The sequence below is a fragment of the Streptomyces sp. NPDC041970 genome, from assembly GCF_055588985.1.
The window spans coordinates 1-18419 of record NZ_JBVJCD010000040.1 but is presented as its reverse complement, the minus strand read 5'-3'; the positions used below and the strand labels follow the sequence as shown (position 1 = coordinate 18419).

Annotated in this window: 20 protein-coding genes and 1 pseudogene; 8 read left to right on the top strand and 13 right to left on the bottom strand. The window is 74.2% G+C overall.

What is annotated here, in order from left to right; translation table 11 throughout:
* The 4 genes from ACZ6EJ_RS19715 to pssA all read left to right on the top strand — a co-directional run bounded on the left by ACZ6EJ_RS19715 (position 1) and on the right by pssA (position 3415).
* Complete coding sequence (locus tag ACZ6EJ_RS19715; RefSeq protein ID WP_469268658.1) at positions 1-504, top strand: MaoC family dehydratase; 504 nt, start codon at positions 1-3, stop codon at positions 502-504.
* Between the two features lie 27 nt (positions 505-531).
* Positions 532-1737, top strand: coding sequence for an acyl-CoA dehydrogenase family protein (locus tag ACZ6EJ_RS19710; protein ID WP_469268656.1), 1206 nt, complete (start codon positions 532-534; stop codon positions 1735-1737).
* A gap of 180 nt (positions 1738-1917) precedes the next feature.
* Complete coding sequence (locus ACZ6EJ_RS19705; protein ID WP_469268654.1) at positions 1918-2565, top strand: phosphatidylserine decarboxylase; 648 nt, start codon at positions 1918-1920, stop codon at positions 2563-2565.
* Positions 2552-3415, top strand: coding sequence for a CDP-diacylglycerol--serine O-phosphatidyltransferase (gene pssA, locus ACZ6EJ_RS19700; RefSeq protein WP_469268652.1), 864 nt, complete (start codon positions 2552-2554; stop codon positions 3413-3415). Before ACZ6EJ_RS19705 ends, pssA begins: the two co-directional genes overlap by 14 nt.
* A 75-nt stretch (positions 3416-3490) precedes the next feature.
* On the opposite strand, the gene ACZ6EJ_RS19695 is transcribed toward pssA, so the two are convergent.
* From ACZ6EJ_RS19695 to ACZ6EJ_RS19675, 5 genes are all read right to left on the bottom strand, one after another.
* Complete coding sequence (locus ACZ6EJ_RS19695; protein WP_469268650.1) at positions 3491-4258, bottom strand: PIG-L deacetylase family protein; 768 nt, start codon at positions 4256-4258, stop codon at positions 3491-3493.
* A gap of 93 nt (positions 4259-4351) precedes the next feature.
* A complete protein-coding gene (locus ACZ6EJ_RS19690; protein ID WP_469268649.1) occupies positions 4352-4978 on the bottom strand; it encodes a DUF1796 family putative cysteine peptidase in 627 nt (208 codons plus the stop codon).
* Between the two features lie 44 nt (positions 4979-5022).
* The gene (locus ACZ6EJ_RS19685) at positions 5023-6171 is read right to left on the bottom strand and encodes a methyltransferase domain-containing protein (RefSeq protein ID WP_469268648.1); all 1149 of its coding nucleotides are present in this window, start codon (positions 6169-6171) and stop codon (positions 5023-5025) included.
* 308 nt (positions 6172-6479) lie between these two features.
* Positions 6480-7610, bottom strand: coding sequence for a glycerate kinase (locus ACZ6EJ_RS19680; RefSeq protein WP_469268714.1), 1131 nt, complete (start codon positions 7608-7610; stop codon positions 6480-6482).
* A gap of 184 nt (positions 7611-7794) precedes the next feature.
* Positions 7795-7995, bottom strand: coding sequence for a type II toxin-antitoxin system VapB family antitoxin (locus tag ACZ6EJ_RS19675; protein ID WP_469268646.1), 201 nt, complete (start codon positions 7993-7995; stop codon positions 7795-7797).
* A gap of 65 nt (positions 7996-8060) precedes the next feature.
* Here ACZ6EJ_RS19675 and ACZ6EJ_RS19670 point away from each other — a divergent pair, with 65 nt between their 5' ends.
* A complete protein-coding gene (locus ACZ6EJ_RS19670; protein WP_469268645.1) occupies positions 8061-8783 on the top strand; it encodes an SIR2 family NAD-dependent protein deacylase in 723 nt (240 codons plus the stop codon).
* A 15-nt stretch (positions 8784-8798) separates the two neighbouring features.
* On the opposite strand, the gene ACZ6EJ_RS19665 is transcribed toward ACZ6EJ_RS19670, so the two are convergent.
* Positions 8799-9203: a (2Fe-2S) ferredoxin domain-containing protein gene (locus ACZ6EJ_RS19665; protein ID WP_469268643.1), complete on the bottom strand. Its 405-nt coding sequence runs from the start codon at positions 9201-9203 to the stop codon at positions 8799-8801.
* A 344-nt stretch (positions 9204-9547) separates the two neighbouring features.
* On the opposite strand from ACZ6EJ_RS19665, the gene ACZ6EJ_RS19660 reads away from it, so the two are divergent.
* Positions 9548-10132 carry a TMEM165/GDT1 family protein gene (locus ACZ6EJ_RS19660; protein ID WP_469268642.1) on the top strand — a complete coding sequence of 195 codons (585 nt, stop codon included), beginning with the start codon at positions 9548-9550 and terminating at the stop codon, positions 10130-10132.
* Positions 10133-10185: 53 nt separating this feature from the next.
* Here ACZ6EJ_RS19660 and ACZ6EJ_RS19655 read toward each other — a convergent pair whose 3' ends face one another.
* The 3 genes from ACZ6EJ_RS19655 to ACZ6EJ_RS19645 form a co-directional block, all read right to left on the bottom strand.
* Positions 10186-10737 (bottom strand): methylated-DNA--[protein]-cysteine S-methyltransferase, encoded by a 552-nt coding sequence (locus ACZ6EJ_RS19655; protein WP_469268641.1) that lies wholly within the window; start codon positions 10735-10737, stop codon positions 10186-10188.
* A complete protein-coding gene (locus ACZ6EJ_RS19650) occupies positions 10734-12230 on the bottom strand; it encodes an AlkA N-terminal domain-containing protein (RefSeq protein ID WP_469268639.1) in 1497 nt (498 codons plus the stop codon). Before ACZ6EJ_RS19650 ends, ACZ6EJ_RS19655 begins: the two co-directional genes overlap by 4 nt.
* Before the next feature lie 116 nt (positions 12231-12346).
* On the bottom strand, positions 12347-12883 hold the full coding sequence (locus ACZ6EJ_RS19645) for an O-acetyl-ADP-ribose deacetylase (protein WP_469268637.1): 537 nt from the start codon (positions 12881-12883) through the stop codon (positions 12347-12349).
* 143 nt (positions 12884-13026) lie between these two features.
* Between ACZ6EJ_RS19645 and ACZ6EJ_RS19640 the strand changes: the two genes are divergently transcribed.
* Positions 13027-14493 (top strand): threonine/serine exporter family protein, encoded by a 1467-nt coding sequence (locus ACZ6EJ_RS19640; RefSeq protein ID WP_469268636.1) that lies wholly within the window; start codon positions 13027-13029, stop codon positions 14491-14493.
* Between the two features lie 12 nt (positions 14494-14505).
* On the opposite strand, the gene ACZ6EJ_RS19635 is transcribed toward ACZ6EJ_RS19640, so the two are convergent.
* The 4 genes from ACZ6EJ_RS19635 to ACZ6EJ_RS19620 all read right to left on the bottom strand — a co-directional run bounded on the left by ACZ6EJ_RS19635 (position 14506) and on the right by ACZ6EJ_RS19620 (position 18173).
* Positions 14506-15924, bottom strand: a complete 1419-nt coding sequence (locus ACZ6EJ_RS19635; protein ID WP_469268634.1) for a phytoene desaturase family protein — start codon at positions 15922-15924, stop codon at positions 14506-14508.
* Positions 15925-16017: 93 nt separating this feature from the next.
* A complete protein-coding gene (locus tag ACZ6EJ_RS19630; RefSeq protein ID WP_469268632.1) occupies positions 16018-16863 on the bottom strand; it encodes an inositol monophosphatase family protein in 846 nt (281 codons plus the stop codon).
* Positions 16864-16955: 92 nt separating this feature from the next.
* On the bottom strand, positions 16956-17324 hold the full coding sequence (locus tag ACZ6EJ_RS19625; RefSeq protein WP_469268713.1) for a Zn-ribbon domain-containing OB-fold protein: 369 nt from the start codon (positions 17322-17324) through the stop codon (positions 16956-16958).
* Between the two features lie 123 nt (positions 17325-17447).
* Positions 17448-18173: a TetR family transcriptional regulator gene (locus ACZ6EJ_RS19620; RefSeq protein WP_469268711.1), complete on the bottom strand. Its 726-nt coding sequence runs from the start codon at positions 18171-18173 to the stop codon at positions 17448-17450.
* Between the two features lie 163 nt (positions 18174-18336).
* Here ACZ6EJ_RS19620 and ACZ6EJ_RS19615 point away from each other — a divergent pair.
* A pseudogene (locus ACZ6EJ_RS19615) lies at positions 18337-18419 on the top strand (electron transfer flavoprotein subunit beta); the annotation flags it as partial.

Below are 18419 nucleotides of genomic sequence, written 5' to 3'. Positions count from 1 at the left end.
ATGCAGTTCGGACGCACCTACGAGGAGTTCGAGGTCGGCGCCGTCTACAAGCACTGGCCCGGAAAGACGGTCACGGAGTACGACGACCACCTCTTCTGCCTGCTGACCATGAACCACCACCCGCTCCACATGGACAGCAACTACGCGGAGAGCACGACCGACTTCGGGAGGAACGTCGTCGTCGGCAACTACGTCTACTCCCTGCTGCTGGGCATGTCGGTGCCGGACGTCTCCGGGAAGGCGATCGCCAACCTGGAGGTGGAGTCGCTCAAGCACATCGCGCCGACCTTCCACGGCGACACGATCTACGGCGAGACGACCGTGCTGGACAAGACGCCGTCGAAGTCCAAGAGCGACCGCGGGATCGTGTACGTCGAGACCAGGGGCTACAAGCAGGACGGCACCGTGGTCTGCGTCTTCCGGCGCAAGGTGATGGTGCCCACCGAGACGTACGTCAAGGAGCGCGGCGGCGAACAGCCCGGCCGCCCGACGCCCGCCAACTAACCGCGCGAAGCCACAGGAGAAGCAGCCATGACGCGACTCGCCCAGACCGCCGGTCTGACCGACGTCCAGCGGGAGATCCTCGCCACGGTCCGGGATTTCGTCGACAAGGAGATCCTTCCGGTCGCGACCGAGTTGGAGCACCGCGACGAGTACCCCACACGGATCGTCGAAGGACTCAAGGAGCTCGGCCTGTTCGGGCTGATGATCCCCGAGGAGTACGGCGGACTGGGCGAGTCCCTGCTCACCTACGCGCTGTGCGTGGAGGAGATCGCCCGCGGCTGGATGAGCGTGTCGGGCATCATCAACACCCACTTCATCGTCGCCTACATGCTCAAGCAGCACGGCACCCAGGAGCAGAAGGACACGTTCCTGCCGCGGATGGCGCTCGGCGAGGTGCGGGGCGCGTTCTCGATGTCCGAGCCGGCGCTCGGCTCGGACGTCTCCGCGATCTCGTCCAAGGGCGTGCGGGACGGCGAGGAGTACGTCCTCAACGGCCAGAAGATGTGGCTCACCAACGGCGGGACCTCCACCCTGGTGGCCGTCCTGTGCCGGAGTGACGAAGGCCACCCCGAGGGCACGGCCCCGCACAAGTCGATGACGACGTTCCTGGTGGAGAAGGAGCCCGGCTTCGGAGAGGTCCGCCCCGGCCTCACCATCCCCGGCAAGATCGACAAGATGGGGTACAAGGGCGTCGACACCACCGAACTGATCATGGACGACCTGCGGATTCCGGCCAATCGTGTGCTCGGGGGCACGACCGGCCGGGGCTTCTACCAGATGATGGACGGCGTCGAGGTCGGCCGGGTGAACGTCGCGGCGCGTGGCTGCGGCGTCGCACAACGTGCGTTCGAGTTGGGCGTCTCGTACGCCCAGCAGCGCCACACCTTCGGCAAACCGATCGCCCAGCACCAGGCCATCCAGTTCAAACTGGCCGAAATGGCCACCAAGGTCGAGGCCGCCCATGCGATGATGGTGAACGCGGCACGCAAAAAGGACTCCGGGGAACGAAACGACCTGGAGGCAGGGATGGCGAAGTACCTCGCCTCCGAGTACTGCAAGGAAGTCGTCGAGGACGCCTTCCGTATCCACGGCGGTTACGGCTTCTCCAAGGAGTACGAGATCGAGCGCCTCTACCGCGAGGCGCCGATGCTGCTGATCGGTGAAGGTACCGCCGAGATCCAGAAAATGATCATTGGCCGGCGCCTTCTGGAGGAGTACCGTTTCCAGGGCTGATCGTCCCTTTCGAGGTGATTTGGTGGCGAAGAACATCACACCGCGTCATCCTCGGCGGGTGGCTTTCCGCACGCCGACTCGGCTGCTGGCTTGCCCAGTTGCGCCCGGCAACCGATAGCATCGCCGGAAAGCCGCCGTCCCCCCTTGCCAGCGCGGCATCATCCGCTACGAAGGTCATCCATGCCCGACAGCCCTATCTCCGCACCCCGCGGCGGGGTCCGCATCGCCCGCGGAGCATCGCCGTGGCTCCTGCCGACCGTCGCCACCGCAGCCCTCAGCCTGGTCCGCGCCCGCAAGTCGGGGCGCTGGGCGGCGGCTGCCGTGCCCACCACCGCGCTCGCGGCGGGCATGGTCTGGTTCTTCCGCGACCCCGAGCGCGAGATCACTGAGGGCCGGGTCATCTCCCCGGCCGACGGTGTGGTGCAGAGCATCATGCCGTGGAAGGACGGGCGCACCCGCGTCGCGATCTTCATGAGCCCGCTCAACGTCCACGTCAACCGGGCCCCGCTGGCCGGCACCGTGACGTCGGTCGAGCACATCCCCGGCGGATTCGTTCCGGCTTTCAACAAGGAGAGCGAGAACAACGAGCGCGTCGTCTGGCACTTCGACACCGAGCTGGGCGACATCGAGATGGTGCAGATCGCCGGAGCGGTCGCCCGCCGGATCGTGCCGTACGTCCCCCAGGGCACCAAGGTCGAGCAGGGTGAGCGCATCGGCCTGATCCGCTTCGGTTCGCGCGTGGACATCTACCTTCCGGAAGGTATCGATGTCGCGGTCGAGGTCGGTCAGGCCACCACCGCGGGGGTGACTCGAATTGACCGTGATTGATCCTGATACACCGGCCGGCTGGGTACCGGAGGCCGACAGGGAGGGCGGCGCCGACAGCGCGGAGGACATGCCGCTGTCGATGCGGCTGTCGATAGCGGACACCCTCACGCTCGGTAACGCGACGTGCGGGTTCATGGCGGTGTACTTCACCACCACCGGCATCCTCATCCCGCACCTCACGGGCAGCGAGGAGACCGGGATGGCCCGCCACTCGGCGGCCACGGCGGTGATCCTCATGCTGATGGCCGCGATCTTCGACCTGTTCGACGGGCTCGTGGCGCGCAAGCTGCGGTCCTCGCCGATGGGCGCGGAGCTGGACAATCTCTCCGACCTCATCAGCTTCGGGCTCGCGCCGGCCTACTTCGTGCTCGTGTACGGGATGGTCGCGGACGACGCCCACCAGCGGGTGTCGGCGCTGGCGGCGATCGTGGTGCTGCTGGCGGTGGTGCTCAGGCTGGCCAGATTCTCCTGCGTGACGATGAAGGACGGCATGTTCCAGGGGATGCCGAGCCCCTTCGGAGCGCTCACGGTCGTCTCGATCGTGCTCCTGGAGCTGCCCTTCCCGCCCACCCTGCTGGCGATCGTCGGGGTGGCCTGGCTGATGGTGAGCCGGGTCGAGTACCCCAAGCCGCGAGGCGTCCTCGCGGTGGCCATGCTCAGTTGGATCGTGGCCGCGATGGGCCTGCTCGCCGCCTGGGCGTTCGACGCTCCCGGCGGCCAGCTGCTCCTCCAGACCGGCTGCGCGCTCCAGGTCGTGCTCGGCGCGGTGATCCCGCTCTTCGCCACGGCGCGACGGGTGAACACGTTCCGTGACAACCGGCGCGAGGCGCGGGCGGCGCAACTGCCGTAACGGTCGGCCGACGGACGGACACGAGGGCCCGGATGCTTCCCGCATCCGGGCCCTCGCGCGTTCCGGGCCCCGCGGCTACGGAAGCGGGCCCGCCGCCGGTCCGGCGGGCTCCAGGCTCCAGATCAGCTCGGCGCGCAGCGGGCCGGTCCGGGCGAGGAAGGCCCCGTGGTCGGGGGCGAGCGCGGCGAGCTGGGAGGCGTGGCACAGGACCGCGGAGCGCTTCGCCTCCCATTCCTCGTCGGTGAGCACCCGCTCGTGGCGGACGGTGAGCCGGTGGCCGCGGGACAGCTCGCGGTAGGCGGCTCCCCAGTCCGCGCTGGCCGCCAGTTCCGCCTCGGCGTCGGGCGTCCCCCAGGCGGGGAGGTGCCCGGTGTAGGGCAGGTCGGCGTACACCCACGGCGCGGGGGCCCCGGCGGCGGCGAGGACGCGTTGGGCGCGCAGCCGTACGGCCTCGTGGTCCGGCTGGTTGGTGGCGAGCGGGAGGAGTACGCGGGTGCCGGGGGCGAGGCCGCCCAGGAGGGCGTCGAGGCCGGTCGGCTCGTCGCCCTCGCCGACGTACGGGCTGTCGGGGTGGTCGATCAGGACCTGCTCCGCGCCGAGCAGCTCGCACGCGCGGGCGTCCTCGGCGCGGCGGACCCGGTAGGCGTCCGCGGGCGAGGTGAACCCGCAGACGCCGTCCCACCAGGAGAGCGGGCTGCCGGGGGCCGGGGGCCCGCCGTGGACGGTGACGACGGCGACGGGGCCGGGCAGCTCGGGCAGCAGGCCGGCGAGGGAGAGCGCGGCGTCGTCGAAGTGCGGCGAGACGACGACGGTGCGCCAGGGCGGCGGCACGGGTGCGGGCACGGTTCCTCCGGGGGGTGCTGGGGGTGGGGCGCTGAAGCGGTGGGCGGGCGGGGCCGGGGGCGGGCGGTCCGTACGCCGTCCCGTGCGGGACGGTCAGCCGGGTGCGGGGCGGCGGCGGGGCGGTTCCAGCGGGGCGAGGGCCGCGTCCCAGGCGGCGTCGTCGCCCTCCCAGCGGCCGGGTCGCGCGGCGACCGTGCCCCACCGGACGCCGGGCGGCAGGGACCCGGCGTCCGGCGGGGGCGTGCGGCGCAGCCACAGCAGGTCGAAGTCGTGGCGCGGGTAGCGGGAGCGCAGCAGCCCGTGCAGGTCGGCGAGGTCGGCGGCGCCGCTCTCGTCGAAGGCGTCGTGGTGGACGTACAGGACACGGGAGTCGGAGGCGGTCAGGGTGCGCCAGCGGGCGGCCAGGTACCGGAACTTCGTCCGGACCCGGTCGAACTGCTCGTCGATGAGGTCCGGGGTCAGCGGGTCGCCGGGCGGTGCGTGGAAGTCGTGGAAGAAGCGGATGCGCGAGCCCCGGTCCAGCGCGCACGCCCCGCCGCTGAAGGGCTCGGTCAGGCCGGGGCGCAGGACGTTGGCGAAGTCGGCCGCGACGGTCTCCCGGACGGAGGCGAGGTCGAGGTCGAGCCAGTCGAAGAAGTGGGCCCGCTCGTCGCCGGTGATCCGGCGGAGCTGGTAGGTCGATTCGCAGTGGTAGCCGAGACCGACGCAGACGTCGTACACGGGGCTCCCGGAAGGCTCGGGGCGGTGGAGAGGGGCGCGGGCGGTCAGGCGCGGGTGCGCCGGAGCAGGACGCCGATGCTGCCGCGTTTGCCGAGGTAGGCGCGGCCGCCGCAGACGGCTTCCATCGCCGGGGCGACGAGCTGGGTCTCGTCGGCCTTCTCCCAGTGCGGGGCGGTCTCCAGCCAGGGGGTCAGCCGGGCGGCGAGCGTCTCGGGTTCGAGGGCGACGAAGACCAGGTCGGCGGGGAGGCGGTCGAGCAGGGCGAGGTCCTGGCCGTAGTACAGCATCTCGATGAGGAGGTAGGCGGCCGCGGGGAGCCGGGGCTCGGCGGCCAGCTCCTCCAGCGACTCGGGCCGGACGCGGACGGCCCCGCCCTCGTGCGCGGCCAGCCGCTGCCGGAAGGCCGGGTTGGGTTCGGTCGCCCGGACGGTGTAGCCCTTGTCCGCGAGCCGGGAGGTGAGAGCGCCCTCGCAGGCCCCTACCTCGACGAGGGGGCCCCGGTCGGGCGGGCAGTGCCCGGCGATCCACGCGACGGTGGTGTCCAGCCGCTCCGCCTCGTAGGGCGAGGCGGCGAACTCCCACGGGTCGGGCACCGAGGCGGCCTCGTCGTCGAGGCTGGCCAGGAGGGCGAACAGCCGGTCGCGTTCGTCGGCCCCGGCCTCGAAGAAGCGCTCGGTGGCGTGGACGCGGCCGGTCTGGACGACGTACTCCGGCAGGGCGGTGCGCAGCAGGTGGCCGCAGTGCCGGTTGACGAAGTCGAGCTTGGCGGCGACCTGGGCGCGATCCAGCGGACGGTCCAGGTCGCTGATGAACTGGAGGTAGGGCGAGTGGCCGACGGCGTGCAGGACGGGCAGCCCCGACGCGGCGGCGCCCACGTCCCGCCCCAGGCGGCCGCGGCTGCGCCGGGTGTCGGCGGGCGAGTGGGTCCACAGGCGGGCCGGGCCCTGCCCGGCCGCCTCCCGGACGAGGGCGGCCAGCACGTCCGGACCGGGTGAGGCGGCCCGCTCGTCGACGGGGCCGACCAGGGGGGCGAGGGCCGCGAGCCGTTCGGCCGGGGGCCGGCCGGCGGGGAGCACGAGGTGTTCGGCGCTCTCGCCGATCAGGACGTGGACCTCGTTCTGTTCGGCGCCGAGCACGGACAGGAAGTCGAGAGCGGCGTCCTCCGCCCGGAGTACCGCCACGATGTCGATCACGAAGAAATCCCCTCGGCAGAACATGGGCAGGAGCGGAGCCCGCCCGCGCCCCGAGGCCGGGGGCGGGGGCGGCCCCGGACGAGCTAATCACCGCCGCCAGAGGTGGTCCAGACCAATTTTCCGCCGATCACACGCTCCCGGCCATGCCCTCGCCCGGCGGCCGAATCCCGCCGCGGCGGTGCCGTAGCACGGCTGTCGCGTCGGCTGCTGGGGCGATTTTCAGCCACTCCGCGGGTTGCCGTCCCCGCCGGGGACGACCCCCGGGAGGCAGGTCGCCCCCGCCGGGGCGACCTGCCTCCCGGCGGGTCTCAGTGCGGTCCGACGCGGCTCAGGAAGTCCCGCGCGATCGACTCCGCCACCCGTTCGAGCAGCGGTCCGGCCTGGGCCATGGAGACGGCCGGGTCCGGTTCCAGCTCGGCCAGGGCGTAGGCGCGGCGGATGCCCGCCTTCTCCAGCGCCTCCGGGGACAGGGCGAGGCGGCCGCAGACCGCGACGACCTCGACCCCGGCGGCGCGGGCGGCGGCGGCGACCCCGGCCGGGGCCTTCCCGTGCAGGGTCTGCGCGTCGAGCGAGCCCTCGCCGGTGATGACGAGCGTCGCGCGGGCGAGCGCGGGGGCGAAGCCGAGGACGTCGAGCATGACCTCGATGCCGGGCCGGAAGCGGGCGCCGAGGGCGGCCAGCGCCCCGTAGCCGATGCCGCCGGCCGCTCCGGCGCCGGGCAGGGCCGCCGTGCCGGGCCCCAGGACCGAGGCGAAGTGCGCCAGGGCGGCGTCGAGGACCGCGACGTCCTCCTCGCTCGCGCCCTTCTGCCGCCCGTACACCTCGGCGGCCCCCCGAGGGCCGGTGAGCGGGTTGTCCACGTCGCTGGCGAGGACCAGGTCGACGTGGGCCAGGCGCGGGTCGAGGCCGGACAGGTCGGCCTCGGCCAGCTCCGCGAGCCCGCCGCCGCCCGGTCCGACGGGCTTGCCGTCCGCGTCCAGGAAGCGGGCCCCGAGGGCGGTGAGCATCCCGGCGCCGCCGTCCGTGGTGGCGCTGCCGCCGACCCCGAACACGATCGTCGCCGCCCCCGCGTCGAGCGCGGCCCGCAGCAGCTCGCCGGAACCGAGGGTCGTGGCCGTGAGCGGGGCGAACACCCCCGCGGGCAGGCGCTGGAGGCCCGACGCCTCGGCCATCTCCACCACGGCCGTCTCCCCGCGCAGCGCGTACGCCGCCATCACCGGCTCCCCCAGCGGGCCGGTCACCCGTGCCTCGCGGCGCTCGAACCCGGCGGCCACCGCCGCCGCGACCGTGCCGTCGCCGCCGTCCGCGACCGGCAGGGCCTCCACCCGTACGCCGGGGGCCGCGCGCCGCAGCCCGGCCGTCACCCGCTCCGCGACCTGCACGGCCGTGAGCGAGCCCTTGAACTTGTCCGCCGCGACCAGCACGCGAGCGGTCTCCACATCTGCTCCGTCCGTCATCTGCATCCCTTGCTGTCGAACAGGCAGTCGCGCCGCCCCGACCCTAGCCGCCCGACCCCCGCCCTGCCCATGGGCGTCCTCGACCGCGCGCGAGGGCACGGGGGATTCAAGCGCAGGGAAGCGGCGCGGGAACGGGAGGGCCGGGGAGCCGGGCGCACGGGAGGCGTCAGCCCTGCTGGGCCTCGGGCTTGGCCCCCGCGTCCCGCACCGACTCCTCGCGGTCGGCGACCAGCGCCTCGGTGCGGTGGCCGCGCGCGATGTAGTCGCGCACCACGAGTTCGACGGCGTCCTGGGGGTTGCCGACGCCCGCCAACACCATGGCTTCGACGACGAGTTCGGCGTCCAGACTGACGTTCACCTTGGCCATGGCCGGACCCTACACCGCCGTATACCGGTCGCGTGGCCCGTTCCGGCCTCCGTACCCTCGGCCCCATGACTCTCGTCGCGATCCTCAGCGGGGCCGGCATCTCCACCGACTCCGGCATCCCCGACTACCGGGGGCCGAGCGGCGTGTGGCGGAAGGACCCGGAGGCGGAGAAGCTCGTCACCTACGACTTCTACATGGGCGACCCGGAGATCCGCCGCCGCTCCTGGCGACTGCGCCGCACCAGTCCCGTGTGGAAGGCCGAGCCGAACGCCGCCCACCGGGCGGTGGTGGAGCTGGAGCGGTCCGGCACGCCGGTCCGGGTGATCACCCAGAACGTCGACGGACTGCACCAGCGAGCCGGGCTGCCCGAGCGCAAGGTCATCGAACTCCACGGCACGGCACGGCAGGTGGTCTGCACGCGGTGCCACGCCCGGTCCTCGATGGCCGAGGCCGTCGAGCGCGTCGAGGCGGGCGAGCCCGACCCGGCGTGCACGGGGTGCGGGGGCGTCCTGAAGTCGGCGACGGTCATGTTCGGCGAGCGGCTGGACGCGCGGGTGCTGGCCGACGCGACGGCGATCGCCAAGGGGTGCGAGGTGTTCGTCGCGGTCGGCACGACGCTCCAGGTGCAGCCCGCCGCCTCGCTCGCCGGGATCGCGGTCGAGCACGGGGCCCGGCTGATCGTGGTGAACGCGGAGCCGACCCCGTACGACGCGCTCGCCGACGAGGTCGTCCGCGAGCCGATCGGCACGTCGCTGCCGAAGCTGCTGGCGGGGCTGGCCGCCGCCTGAGCCGGGCGGCGGGCCTCAGCCGTCCAGGCCCGCCCGGACCCGGCGCGAGGGCTGGAAGACGTACAGGTCGAGGATGTCCGGGGCGTCGGCCAGTCCGGGGCCGCCCGCCGCGGCCCAGGCGGCGATGTCCCGCTCGGCGTGCTCGTCGTTGACCAGGCCCAGCCAGACCGGGCGGCCCCCGGCGCGGCGGCCCTCGGCGGAGGGCTGCACGACGACGACGTTGCCCTGCTCGCAGGCGTCCAGGCAGTCGACCGCCCGTACGGTGGCGGCGCCCGCCAGCCCCGAGCGCAGCCGGGCCAACTGCCCCGCGTGGTCGACGCCCGCGATCTTCGGCGTGCCGCAGCAGCAGCCCCGGCAGACGCTGACGGTGGGCCGGGGCGCGCCCTGGGCGGGTACGTCCTTGCGGGAACGGCGGCTCATGGGGCACTTCCCGTCGCGGTGGGTGGGGCGGTCGTGGTGATCGCCCACGACTCTACCGAGGGCGCGGCGGCCTCGAACACCTGCTCCTCCCCCGTCCGGGTGGGGTAATGTGGACGGCTGCGAAGGGGAGTAGCCCCGCAAACCGGTCGTCGACACACTGGAGCCTTCGGGCTCCCGGTGGCCGGGCCCGTGGATTCCCGCGGGCGGGCGAGACCTTCGGTCCTGTATGACCCGCCCGCGCCCCGCGGGCGCCGCCGTCATGCCGGGCCGAGCGGTCCTCCGAAAAGCCCCGAGCGGCACTTCGCGGAAGGCCCCGGTCCCGGCCCGCACAGAAAGCACCCGGAATGCACCTGGACCTCCTGGCGATCCTCACCGCCTTCGGGCTCATCTTCCTCGCCGAGCTGCCCGACAAGACGATGTTCGCGTCGCTGGCGATGGGCACGCGGATGCGCCCCCTCTACGTCTGGTTCGGGACCTCGTCCGCGTTCGTCGTGCACGTGGCCATCGCCGTCGGCGCGGGCAGCCTGCTGGGGCTGCTCCCCGACTGGATCGTCAAGCTCGTCTCGGCCTCGCTCTTCGCGTTCGGCGCGTTCCTCCTGCTGCGCGGCAGCGGCGGGGACGAGGAGGAGGGCGCGGAGGTGAGGACGGTGACCGGGTTCTGGCCGGTCTACTCGACCGCGTTCACGGCGGTCTTCATCAGCGAGTGGGGCGACCTGACCCAGATCACCACGGCCAACCTGGCCGCGAGCAACGGCACGTGGTCCACCGCGATCGGCTCGGCCGCCGCCCTGATGTCCGTCTCCGCCCTCGCGCTGCTCGCGGGCCGGTTCATCGCGCAGCGGGTGCCGCTGAAGACGGTGCAGCGCATCGGCGGGATCTGCATGGCGGGCCTCGCGCTCTGGACGGCCGTGGAGATCTTCACCGGCTGAGGCGCGGGCGCCTCGGCCCCCGGCTGCCGCCGCCGGGGGCCGGGGGCCGGGACTCAGAACAGCGCGGGCACGGTGTCCTGCGTGCCGTTCTCGAACGCGAGCAGCCGCTGCTTGCGGTCGAGGCCGCCGCCGTATCCGGTGAGGCTGCCGGAGGCCCCGATCACCCGGTGGCACGGCACGATGATCCCGATCGGGTTCTTGCCGTTGGCCAGGCCGACGGCCCGCGAGGCGCCCGGCTTGCCGAGCCGTTCGGCCAGTTCGCCGTACGTGCGGGTCTCGCCGTACGGGATCTCCAGCAGCTCCGCCCACACGCTGCGCTGGAACGGCGTGCCCTCCAGGCGCAGGGGGAGGTCGAACGCGGTGCGTTCGCCGGCGAAGTACGCCGCGAGCTGGCGGACCACCTCGCCGAAGGGCTCGGCGTCCGGCGTCCCGAAGGCCTCCTGGGGCGGGCGGTGGCGCTGGTCGGTCATGTACAGGGCGGACAGCACGCCGTCGGTGGCGACCAGCGTCAGCGGGCCGTACGGGCTGTCGACGACGGTGTGCCGCTTGGTCGCCGGGCGCCCGGCGGTCTCGGCGGCCGGGCCGGTCGTGGGCATGGCGGTCATGGGCGGGGTCCTTCGCTGTGCGGGGCGGGCAGGTGGTTGACGGGGTGGTCGTCCACCGTCCAGAGGTACTGGACGGCGTACGCCCGCCAGGGGCGCCAGGCGGCCGCCCGCGCGGTGAGGGCGGCGGGGGTCGCCGGAAGGCCGAGCCGGGCGGCCGCCCGGCGGATGCCCAGGTCGGTGGGGAGGAAGGCGTCGGGGTCGCCCAGCGCGCGCATGGCGATCGCCTCGACCGTCCAGGGGCCGAAACCGGGCAGCGCGCGGAGCGCGGCGCGGGCCCGTTCCCAGTCCGCGCCGGTGTCCAGCCGCAGCCGGTCCTCCGCGAGGGCGGCGACGAGCGTGGTGAGGGTGGTGCGGCGGGTGCGCGGCAGGGCCAGGGCCTCGGGGTCCAGCTCGGCCAGCGCCTCCGGGCCGGGGAACAGATGGGTCAGTCCGCCCTCGGGGTCCTCGACCGGGACGCCGTGCGCGGTCACCAGCCGGGCCGCGTGGGTCCGGGCGGCGGCGGTGGAGACCTGCTGGCCGAGCACGGCGCGCACCGCGAACTCCGCGCCGTCCACCGTCCGGGGCACCCGGCGGCCGGGGCCCGCCTCGACCAGCGGGGCGAGCAGCGGGTCGGTGCGCAGCCGGTCGTCCACGGCGACCGGGTCCGCGTCCAGGTCGAGCAGCCACCGGCAGCGGCTGATGGCCCGCGCCAGGTCGCGGGGGTCGGTGAGCGAGAGCCGGCAGGCGATGTGGCCGGGCCGCGGGCTCAGGGTCGCGATGCCGTGCCCGTACGGGAGGGCGAGGGTGCGGCGGTACGCGCCGTCGCGCCACTCCTCCACACCGGGGACGGCGGTCGCGGCGAGGTGGCCGAAGAGGTTGCTCGGGTTGAGCGGCGCCCGGTACGGCAGGCGCAGCGTGATGGCGCCCGGCACGGCGGCGGCTTCGGGGCCCGTGGCCGCGCGGGCGCGCAGTGCGCCGGGGGCCAGGGCGAAGACCTCGCGGACCGTCTCGTTGAAGGCGCGGACCGAGGAGAACCCGGCGGCGAACGCCACCTGAGCCATGGGCATCCCGGTCGTCTCGATCAGGAGCCGCGCGGTCTGGGCCCGCTGGGCGCGGGCCAGGGCGAGCGGGCCCGCGCCCAGCTCGGCGAGCAACTGGCGCTCGATCTGCCGGGCGGAGTAGCCGAGCCGGGCCGCGAGGCCCGGCACGCCCTCGCGGTCGACGACGCCGTCCCGGATCAGGCGCATCGCGCGGGCCACCGCGTCGGCGCGGGCGTTCCACTCGGGGGAACCGGGGCTGGTGTCGGGGCGGCACCGCTTGCAGGCCCGGAACCCGGCCTGCTGGCAGGCGGCGGCGCTCGGGAAGAACGTCATGTTGCGGGCCTTGGGCGGCACCACCGGGCAACTGGGACGGCAGTAGATCCCGGTGGTCAGGACCGCGGTGAAGAACCACCCGTCGAAGCGGGCGTCCTTGGACTGGACGGCCCGCACGCAGCGCTCGGTGTCGGTGTGCATGGTCCAAGGATCGGTCACCGGCCGGGTCATGGCTGGCGGAAATCCGACATGGACCCACGCGGAAATCCGGTGGCCGGATCCGCCGGCGCGGGGCGCGGTCGCGCGAGGGCACCGGGTCAGCCGTGCGCCGCGAGGGCTTGCGCGAACCGCGCGTAGGCGTGCGCGTCGTGCAGCACGAACCGCACCTCCTCCACCGGCGCCGCGCTCCGCGCCAGGACCTCGGCGACGGCGATCCGGGCCCCGTCGTCCATCGGCCAGCCGTAGACGCCGGTGGAGATCGCCGGGAACGCGACGGACCTGGCCCCCGACTCGGCGGCGACGCGCAGCGATCGGCGGTAGCACGAGGCCAGCAGGGCGGAGCGGTCCTGGTCGGCGGAGAAGACCGGGCCGACCGTGTGCACGACCCAGCGGGCGTGGAGGCGGCCGGCGGTGGTGGCGACGGCCTCCCCGGTGGGCACCCCCTCGGCGTAGTGCGAGGCGCGCAGTTCGCGGCAGGCGGCGAGGATCTCCGGGCCGCCCCGCCGGTGGATCGCGCCGTCCACTCCCCCGCCGCCGAGCAGCGAGGAGTTGGCCGCGTTGACGATGACGTCGACGCGCTGCTCGGTGATGTCGCCGAGGACCAGGCGGACCGCGGGCGGGAGGGAAGCGCTCATGCGGACATCATGCCGCGCGCCGGTCCCGCCGTGCGGGGACGCGTGCCGGCCACTGCGCACCGATCAGCGACCGGAAGGGCACAATGCCCGCATACGCGGCATTCCGCGTGGTCGGGCAGCGGATCAGGAGGGAGGGGCGGTCGGTGTCCTCGGAGAAGTCGGCGCCCTCACACGACACGCGCGTCGGCGGACCGCCCGGCGCCGGCACGCCGCGCGGCAGGCGCCGGGCGCGGCGCGAGCAGCTCACCCGGTTGCGGGACGACGAGTCGACCCTGCTGGACCGGCTCTACGGCACGGAGTTCGAGGGGTACGCCTTCCCCCGGCCGCACGAGGTGGACGAGCGCGCCGCAGTCGCCCGTACGCGCTTCGCCCTGCGCCACGGGCGGGAGCTGTTCCTCGCCGGGGCGGAGACGCGGTCCATCGAGGCGACGATCGTCGCGGTCACCGCGCACTGGGGGATGGACCACATGACGGTCGACGTCACCGCGCGGACCATCCAGGCCCAGTACGCGCCGCCGGGGGCCCGCCCGCTCACGATGATGACGGAGACCGGGTCGGACGACAGCCGCGACCTGCGGCAGTTGGGTGAGCTGAGCGCGCTCGCCCACCGGGTGCTGGACGAGGACCTGAGCCCGCCGGCAGCCGAGCGCGAACTGACCCGCATCATCGCGCTGAAGGGCTTCTGGCCCTGGTGGACCAAGGTGCTCGGCGGGGCGCTGCTGGCCGCCATGCTGTGCGTCCTCGCCTCGGGGACACCGAAGGCCGCGGTCGTCGCGCCCGTGGTCTTCCTCGTGGGCAACCGGTTCGGCTGGGCGCTCGGCGCGAACGGCCTGCCCTCGTTCTACGTCACCGGCCTCCAGACCGCCGCGGTCATCGGGCTGACGATGTTCCTGGCCGACGCCCACGTCCTGAGCGGGGGCGAGGCGGCGAGCGTCGCGGCGGCCAACATGGTGCTGCTGCTGCCGATCCTGTCGGTGGTGAGCCTCGCGGAGGACGCGATCTCCGGGTTCCGGGCGATGGCGTCCGGGCGGCTGATCAGCGTGGGCATGTTCCTGGCGGCGATGGTCGGCGGGATCTCCCTGGTGGGGTTCCTGCTGCGGGACGCCGACGTGGACGCCCGCAACACGGCGTTCCGCGTCCTGCCGTTGGCGCTGAGCCTGGTGACCTCGGCGGTCGGCGCCCTCGGCAACGCCATCTTCATGGGCGGGCCGCCCCGCCTGCTGCCGTGGGCGGCGGGGGCGGGCGTGCTGGGCGGCCTCGTCAACGGCGTCCTGCACCAGGAGCTGCACCAGCCCACCCCGCTGGCGGTGCTGGGCGCGGCGGCGGTCCTCGGCGCGGCGGCCGGGGCGGCGGCGCCGGTCCTGCGCATCCCCTCGCGCGCGCTGGTGGTGCCCGGCATCGCGGGCGCGCTGCTGCCCGGACCCGACGTCTACCGCAGCCTGCTGCAGTACGCGCTGCACGTGCCGGGGGCGGGCGGTTACGCGGTGCTGGCCTTCGTCACCACGGCCGCCATCGGTGTGGGCACCGTGCTCGGCAACCACCTCGGCGGAGCGGCGCAGCGCCGCTGGGCGCCCGCCTCCCGCACCGTGCGGGGATCGTGCCCGCCCTGACGCCCGGCCGGTTCAGGAGGCCGCCCGCAGCCGCCGCCATACGGCCCTGGCGGCGTGGTGGCCGGACATGCCGTGCACGCCCGGACCGGGCGGGGTCGCGGAGGAGCAGAGGAAGACCGCCGGGTGCGCGGTCGCGTACGGGACGCGGGCGAGCTTGGGACGGATCAGCGTCTGGAGGCCGGAGAAGGCCCCGCAGGCGATGTCGCCGCCGACGTAGTTGGCATTGCGCGCGGCCAGCTCGGGCGGGCCCGAGACCGCGCGGGCGAGCACCAGGTCGTGGAAGCCGGGGGCGAAGCGCTCCAGTCGGCGCTCGATGACCTCGGTGGCGTCGCCCTCCCAGCCGGCCGGGACGTGCCCGTACACCCAGAAGACATGGCGGCCCTCGGGGGCGCGGGAGGGGTCGACCAGACTCGGCTGGGCGGTGATGAGGAAGGGTTCGCTCGGGTCGCGGCCCTCGACGGCGGCCCTGAGCGCCGCGTCGATGGCTCCGGCGGTGGGGCCGACGTGGACGGTGCCGGCGCGGCGGGCCTGCGGCGCGGTCCAGGGGACCGGCCCCGACAGCGCGTAGTCGATCTTGAAGGCGGAGGCGCCGTAGCGGTAGCGGTGGTAGGCGCCGCCGAGGCCGGCGATGCGGGCGAGCGCGGAGGGCGAGGTGTCGAAGACGTAGGCGCGGGCGGGCGGCAGCTCGTCGAGGCGCTTGACCTCGCTGCCGGTGCGGATCGTGCCGCCCTGTTCGCGCAGGAGGGAGGCGAGGGCGTCGGAGATGGCCTGCGAGCCGCCGCGCGGGACCGGCCAGCCGTTCTCGTGGGCGGCGAGGGCGAAGACGAGGGCGATGGCCCCGGTGGCGAATCCGCTGGTGGGGGCGATGGTGTGGGCGGCGAGGCCGGCGATCAGGCCGCGCGCCCGCTCGCCGTCGAACCGCCGGGAGAGCCAGGTCGCGGGCTGGAGGCCGAGGAGGCCGAAACGGGCCAGACGGAAGGGGTCGCGGGGCAGCCCGTCCCAGGGGGTGCGCAGGAAGTCGGCGGCCAGGGTGTCCCAGTGGCCGAGGAAGGGGGCGACGAGGCGGCGGTAGGCCCCCGCGTCCTCGGGGCCCAGCGACATCGCGCTCTCCCCGACCGACCGGGTGAGCACGGCGGCGGCCCCGTCCGCGAAGGGGTGGGCGAGGTCGATCTCGGGGTGCAGCCACTCCAGGCCGTGCCGGGCCAGGGGCATCGCCCGGAAGGCCGGCGAGCCGACGCCGAGCGGGTGCACGGCGGAGCACGGGTCGTGCCGGAACCCCGGCAGGGTCAGCTCCTCGGTGCGGGCTCCCCCGCCGACCGCGGCGTGCGCCTCGTGGACCTCCACCGAGAAGCCCCGGCGGGCCAGTTCGACCGCGGCGGTCAGTCCGTTGGGCCCCGCGCCCACCACGACCGCGTCGAGCATCGTCGGCACCTTGGGACTCCTTCGTCGGCCGGCAGGCGGACTCCCAGGGTATGCGGCCGCGCCGGCGGCGGGATCGGCGCCCGCCGGGGCCGGCCGCGCCGGTCAGCCGCCCGCGCGCAGCGCCGCCAGGACGCGCTCGGCGGTCGCCGCGTCGCGGGCCGCGGTGAAGGGCAGGTCGTTGCCGCCCGCGATGCGGAACGGGCCGCCCGACATGGTGGCCTGCGCGCCGCCCGCCTCGGTGACGAGCAGCAGCCCCGCCGCGTGGTCCCACGCGTACTCCCAGTTGAACGCGACGGCGTCGAGGTCGCCGCGCGCCACCGCGAGGTACTCCAGGCCCGCCGAACCGCAGGGGCGGGCGCGGACGCCCTCGGTGCGCAGCCCGAGCAGGGCGCGCTTCTGGGCCTCGGTGGTGTAGTCGGGGTGGGACATCGCCACGTCGAGCACGGCGTCGGGGTCGGGCGCGCCGGAACGTATCGCCTCGCCGTTCAGCGTCGCGCCCCGGCCGCGCACGGCCACGGCCATCTCGCCGAGGACGGGCGCGTACGTCCAGGAGGCGTGGACCTCGCCGTGCCGGGCGAGGGCGACCAGCGTGCAGAACCCGGCCTCGCCGCGCACGAACTGCCGGGTGCCGTCGACCGGGTCGACGATCCAGACCGGGGCGTCGCCGCCGAGGGCGTCGCACACCGACGGGTCGGCGTGCACGGCCTCCTCGCCGACCACGACCGAACCGGGGAGCAGCTCGGTGAGGGCGGCGGTCAGGTGCTCCTCCGCCCTCCGGTCCGCCGTGGTGACGAGGTCGTGCGGGCCGCTCTTCTCGATGATGTCGTGGGCGGCGAGCTGCCGGTGGCGGGGCAGGATCTCGTCGGCGGCCGCGGCGCGCAGGGCCGCCTCGACCTCGGTGAGCGACCCGGCGTCCCCGGCGGTCCCGTACAGGAAGTCATCGATCATGACTCCAGCTAAGCACGGGTCCCCGGCCTTCCGCCGGTGGGACGGGGACGGCTCCGCGTCGGCGGGGGTCCGCGAAGGGCGCGGGCGGCGCCTCAGACCCAGTCGCGCAGGGCGGGCGGGTCGCAGAGTTCCAGCACCACCTCGCCGGTCTCCGACTCGCTCCCGGCGACGGGCCGCACGCGGGCGCCGACCGTCACCAGGTGCGGGGCCGCCCCCACGATCCGGCAGCGGAAGACGAAGCCCTCGGGGAAGCGCACCAGGGACTCGTTGCGGGCCGCCTCGGTGTAGCGGTGGACGACGGCGGTCCGGACGACCACGCCGTGGCCGGTCGTGCGTTCGGGCTCCAGTTCGCTCGACGCGCACACCGGGCACAGCAGCCGCCGGAACGAGGCGGTGCCGCACCAGCGGCAGCGGTGGTAGGAGAGGCCGCACTCCTCGTGCGCCTTCTGGACGGTGCCCATACCTGTGTGGGACACGGCTCGACCCCCTGCGCTCGACTCGGACGCGCCGCCCCGGCTGACGGCGTGCCCGCACCATATGGCACTCAGTGTCGGGCAGTAAAGGCACTGAGTGCCGAAAATTCGTCAGCTTTTCGCGACGGCGTCCTCGATCTGCTGGACCACGCGCCACATGGGCGTGTCCTTCCGCGCGACCATCACGATGACCTCCCCGCCCCCCGAGACGGAGGCGGGCGCGGCCGGCCGGGCGGGCGCGGCGGCGGGCTCGGGGGCGAGGTCTCGTCCACCGGCCGCGCCCGAGGGCCGCGCCCAGACCTCCCGCACCAGGGCGAGGGCGTGGTCGACGGCCGCCTCCGGGTCCCCCGCGCCGCCCGAGCGCAGCCACAGGCGCAGCCCGTTGTTGTGCGCGGCGACGACGGAGGCCGCGATCACCTCGGCCCGCAACTCCCCGTCGCCGCCCTCGCCGAACCGGGCCCGGAGATGGGCGGCGAGCGTCTGCTCGTAGCGGCGCACCACGGACAGCTCGTACGTCCGCAGCCCCGGCACCTCGCGGGTGAGCCGGTAGCGCTGGACGGAGAACTCGGGGTTGGCCGCGTACATCCGCAGCACGATGAGCGCCGCGTCGCACACCGCGGCCACCGGGTCGGCGTCGTCCACCGCGGCCAGGAACTCGGTCATCTCGGCGAGGCACCGCTCGTGGTCCGGGAAGACCACGTCCTCCTTCGAGGGGAAGTAACGGAAGAACGACCGGCGCCCCACCCCGGCCCGTGCCACGATGTCGTCCACCGTCGTCCGCTCGAAGCCCCGCTCCAGGAAGAGCTGGAACGCGGCCTGGGCGAGCGCCTCCCGCATGGGCGCCTTCTTCTCGGGTCCTCGTGCCTCGCTCATGCGGCGAAACGTAGCACCGGACGAGGGGTTTTGGCACTGCGTACCTTTACAGAGGGTACTGAGTGCCATAATCTCGTCATCACTACGACCACACCCAGGTGGACCCCAGGTAGGCAGGAGAGCCGGCGTGAGCTTGAGGATCGTTGTCTGTGTGAAGTACGTGCCCGACGCGACCGGTGATCGGCGTTTCGGTGATGACTTGACGGTGGA

Coding starts and splice junctions, on each gene's coding strand:
- ACZ6EJ_RS19665 (WP_469268643.1), bottom strand. CDS start 9,203: ATGAGCCGCCGTTCCCGCAAGGACGTACCCGCCCAGGGCGCGCCCCGG.
- ACZ6EJ_RS19625 (WP_469268713.1), bottom strand. CDS start 17,324: ATGGGCACCGTCCAGAAGGCGCACGAGGAGTGCGGCCTCTCCTACCAC.
- ACZ6EJ_RS19660 (WP_469268642.1), top strand. CDS start 9,548: ATGCACCTGGACCTCCTGGCGATCCTCACCGCCTTCGGGCTCATCTTC.
- ACZ6EJ_RS19710 (WP_469268656.1), top strand. CDS start 532: ATGACGCGACTCGCCCAGACCGCCGGTCTGACCGACGTCCAGCGGGAG.
- ACZ6EJ_RS19630 (WP_469268632.1), bottom strand. CDS start 16,863: ATGATCGATGACTTCCTGTACGGGACCGCCGGGGACGCCGGGTCGCTC.
- ACZ6EJ_RS19670 (WP_469268645.1), top strand. CDS start 8,061: ATGACTCTCGTCGCGATCCTCAGCGGGGCCGGCATCTCCACCGACTCC.
- ACZ6EJ_RS19705 (WP_469268654.1), top strand. CDS start 1,918: ATGCCCGACAGCCCTATCTCCGCACCCCGCGGCGGGGTCCGCATCGCC.
- ACZ6EJ_RS19645 (WP_469268637.1), bottom strand. CDS start 12,883: ATGAGCGCTTCCCTCCCGCCCGCGGTCCGCCTGGTCCTCGGCGACATC.
- ACZ6EJ_RS19675 (WP_469268646.1), bottom strand. CDS start 7,995: ATGGCCAAGGTGAACGTCAGTCTGGACGCCGAACTCGTCGTCGAAGCC.
- ACZ6EJ_RS19620 (WP_469268711.1), bottom strand. CDS start 18,173: ATGCGGGAGGCGCTCGCCCAGGCCGCGTTCCAGCTCTTCCTGGAGCGG.
- ACZ6EJ_RS19655 (WP_469268641.1), bottom strand. CDS start 10,737: ATGACCGCCATGCCCACGACCGGCCCGGCCGCCGAGACCGCCGGGCGC.
- ACZ6EJ_RS19715 (WP_469268658.1), top strand. CDS start 1: ATGCAGTTCGGACGCACCTACGAGGAGTTCGAGGTCGGCGCCGTCTAC.
- ACZ6EJ_RS19650 (WP_469268639.1), bottom strand. CDS start 12,230: ATGCACACCGACACCGAGCGCTGCGTGCGGGCCGTCCAGTCCAAGGAC.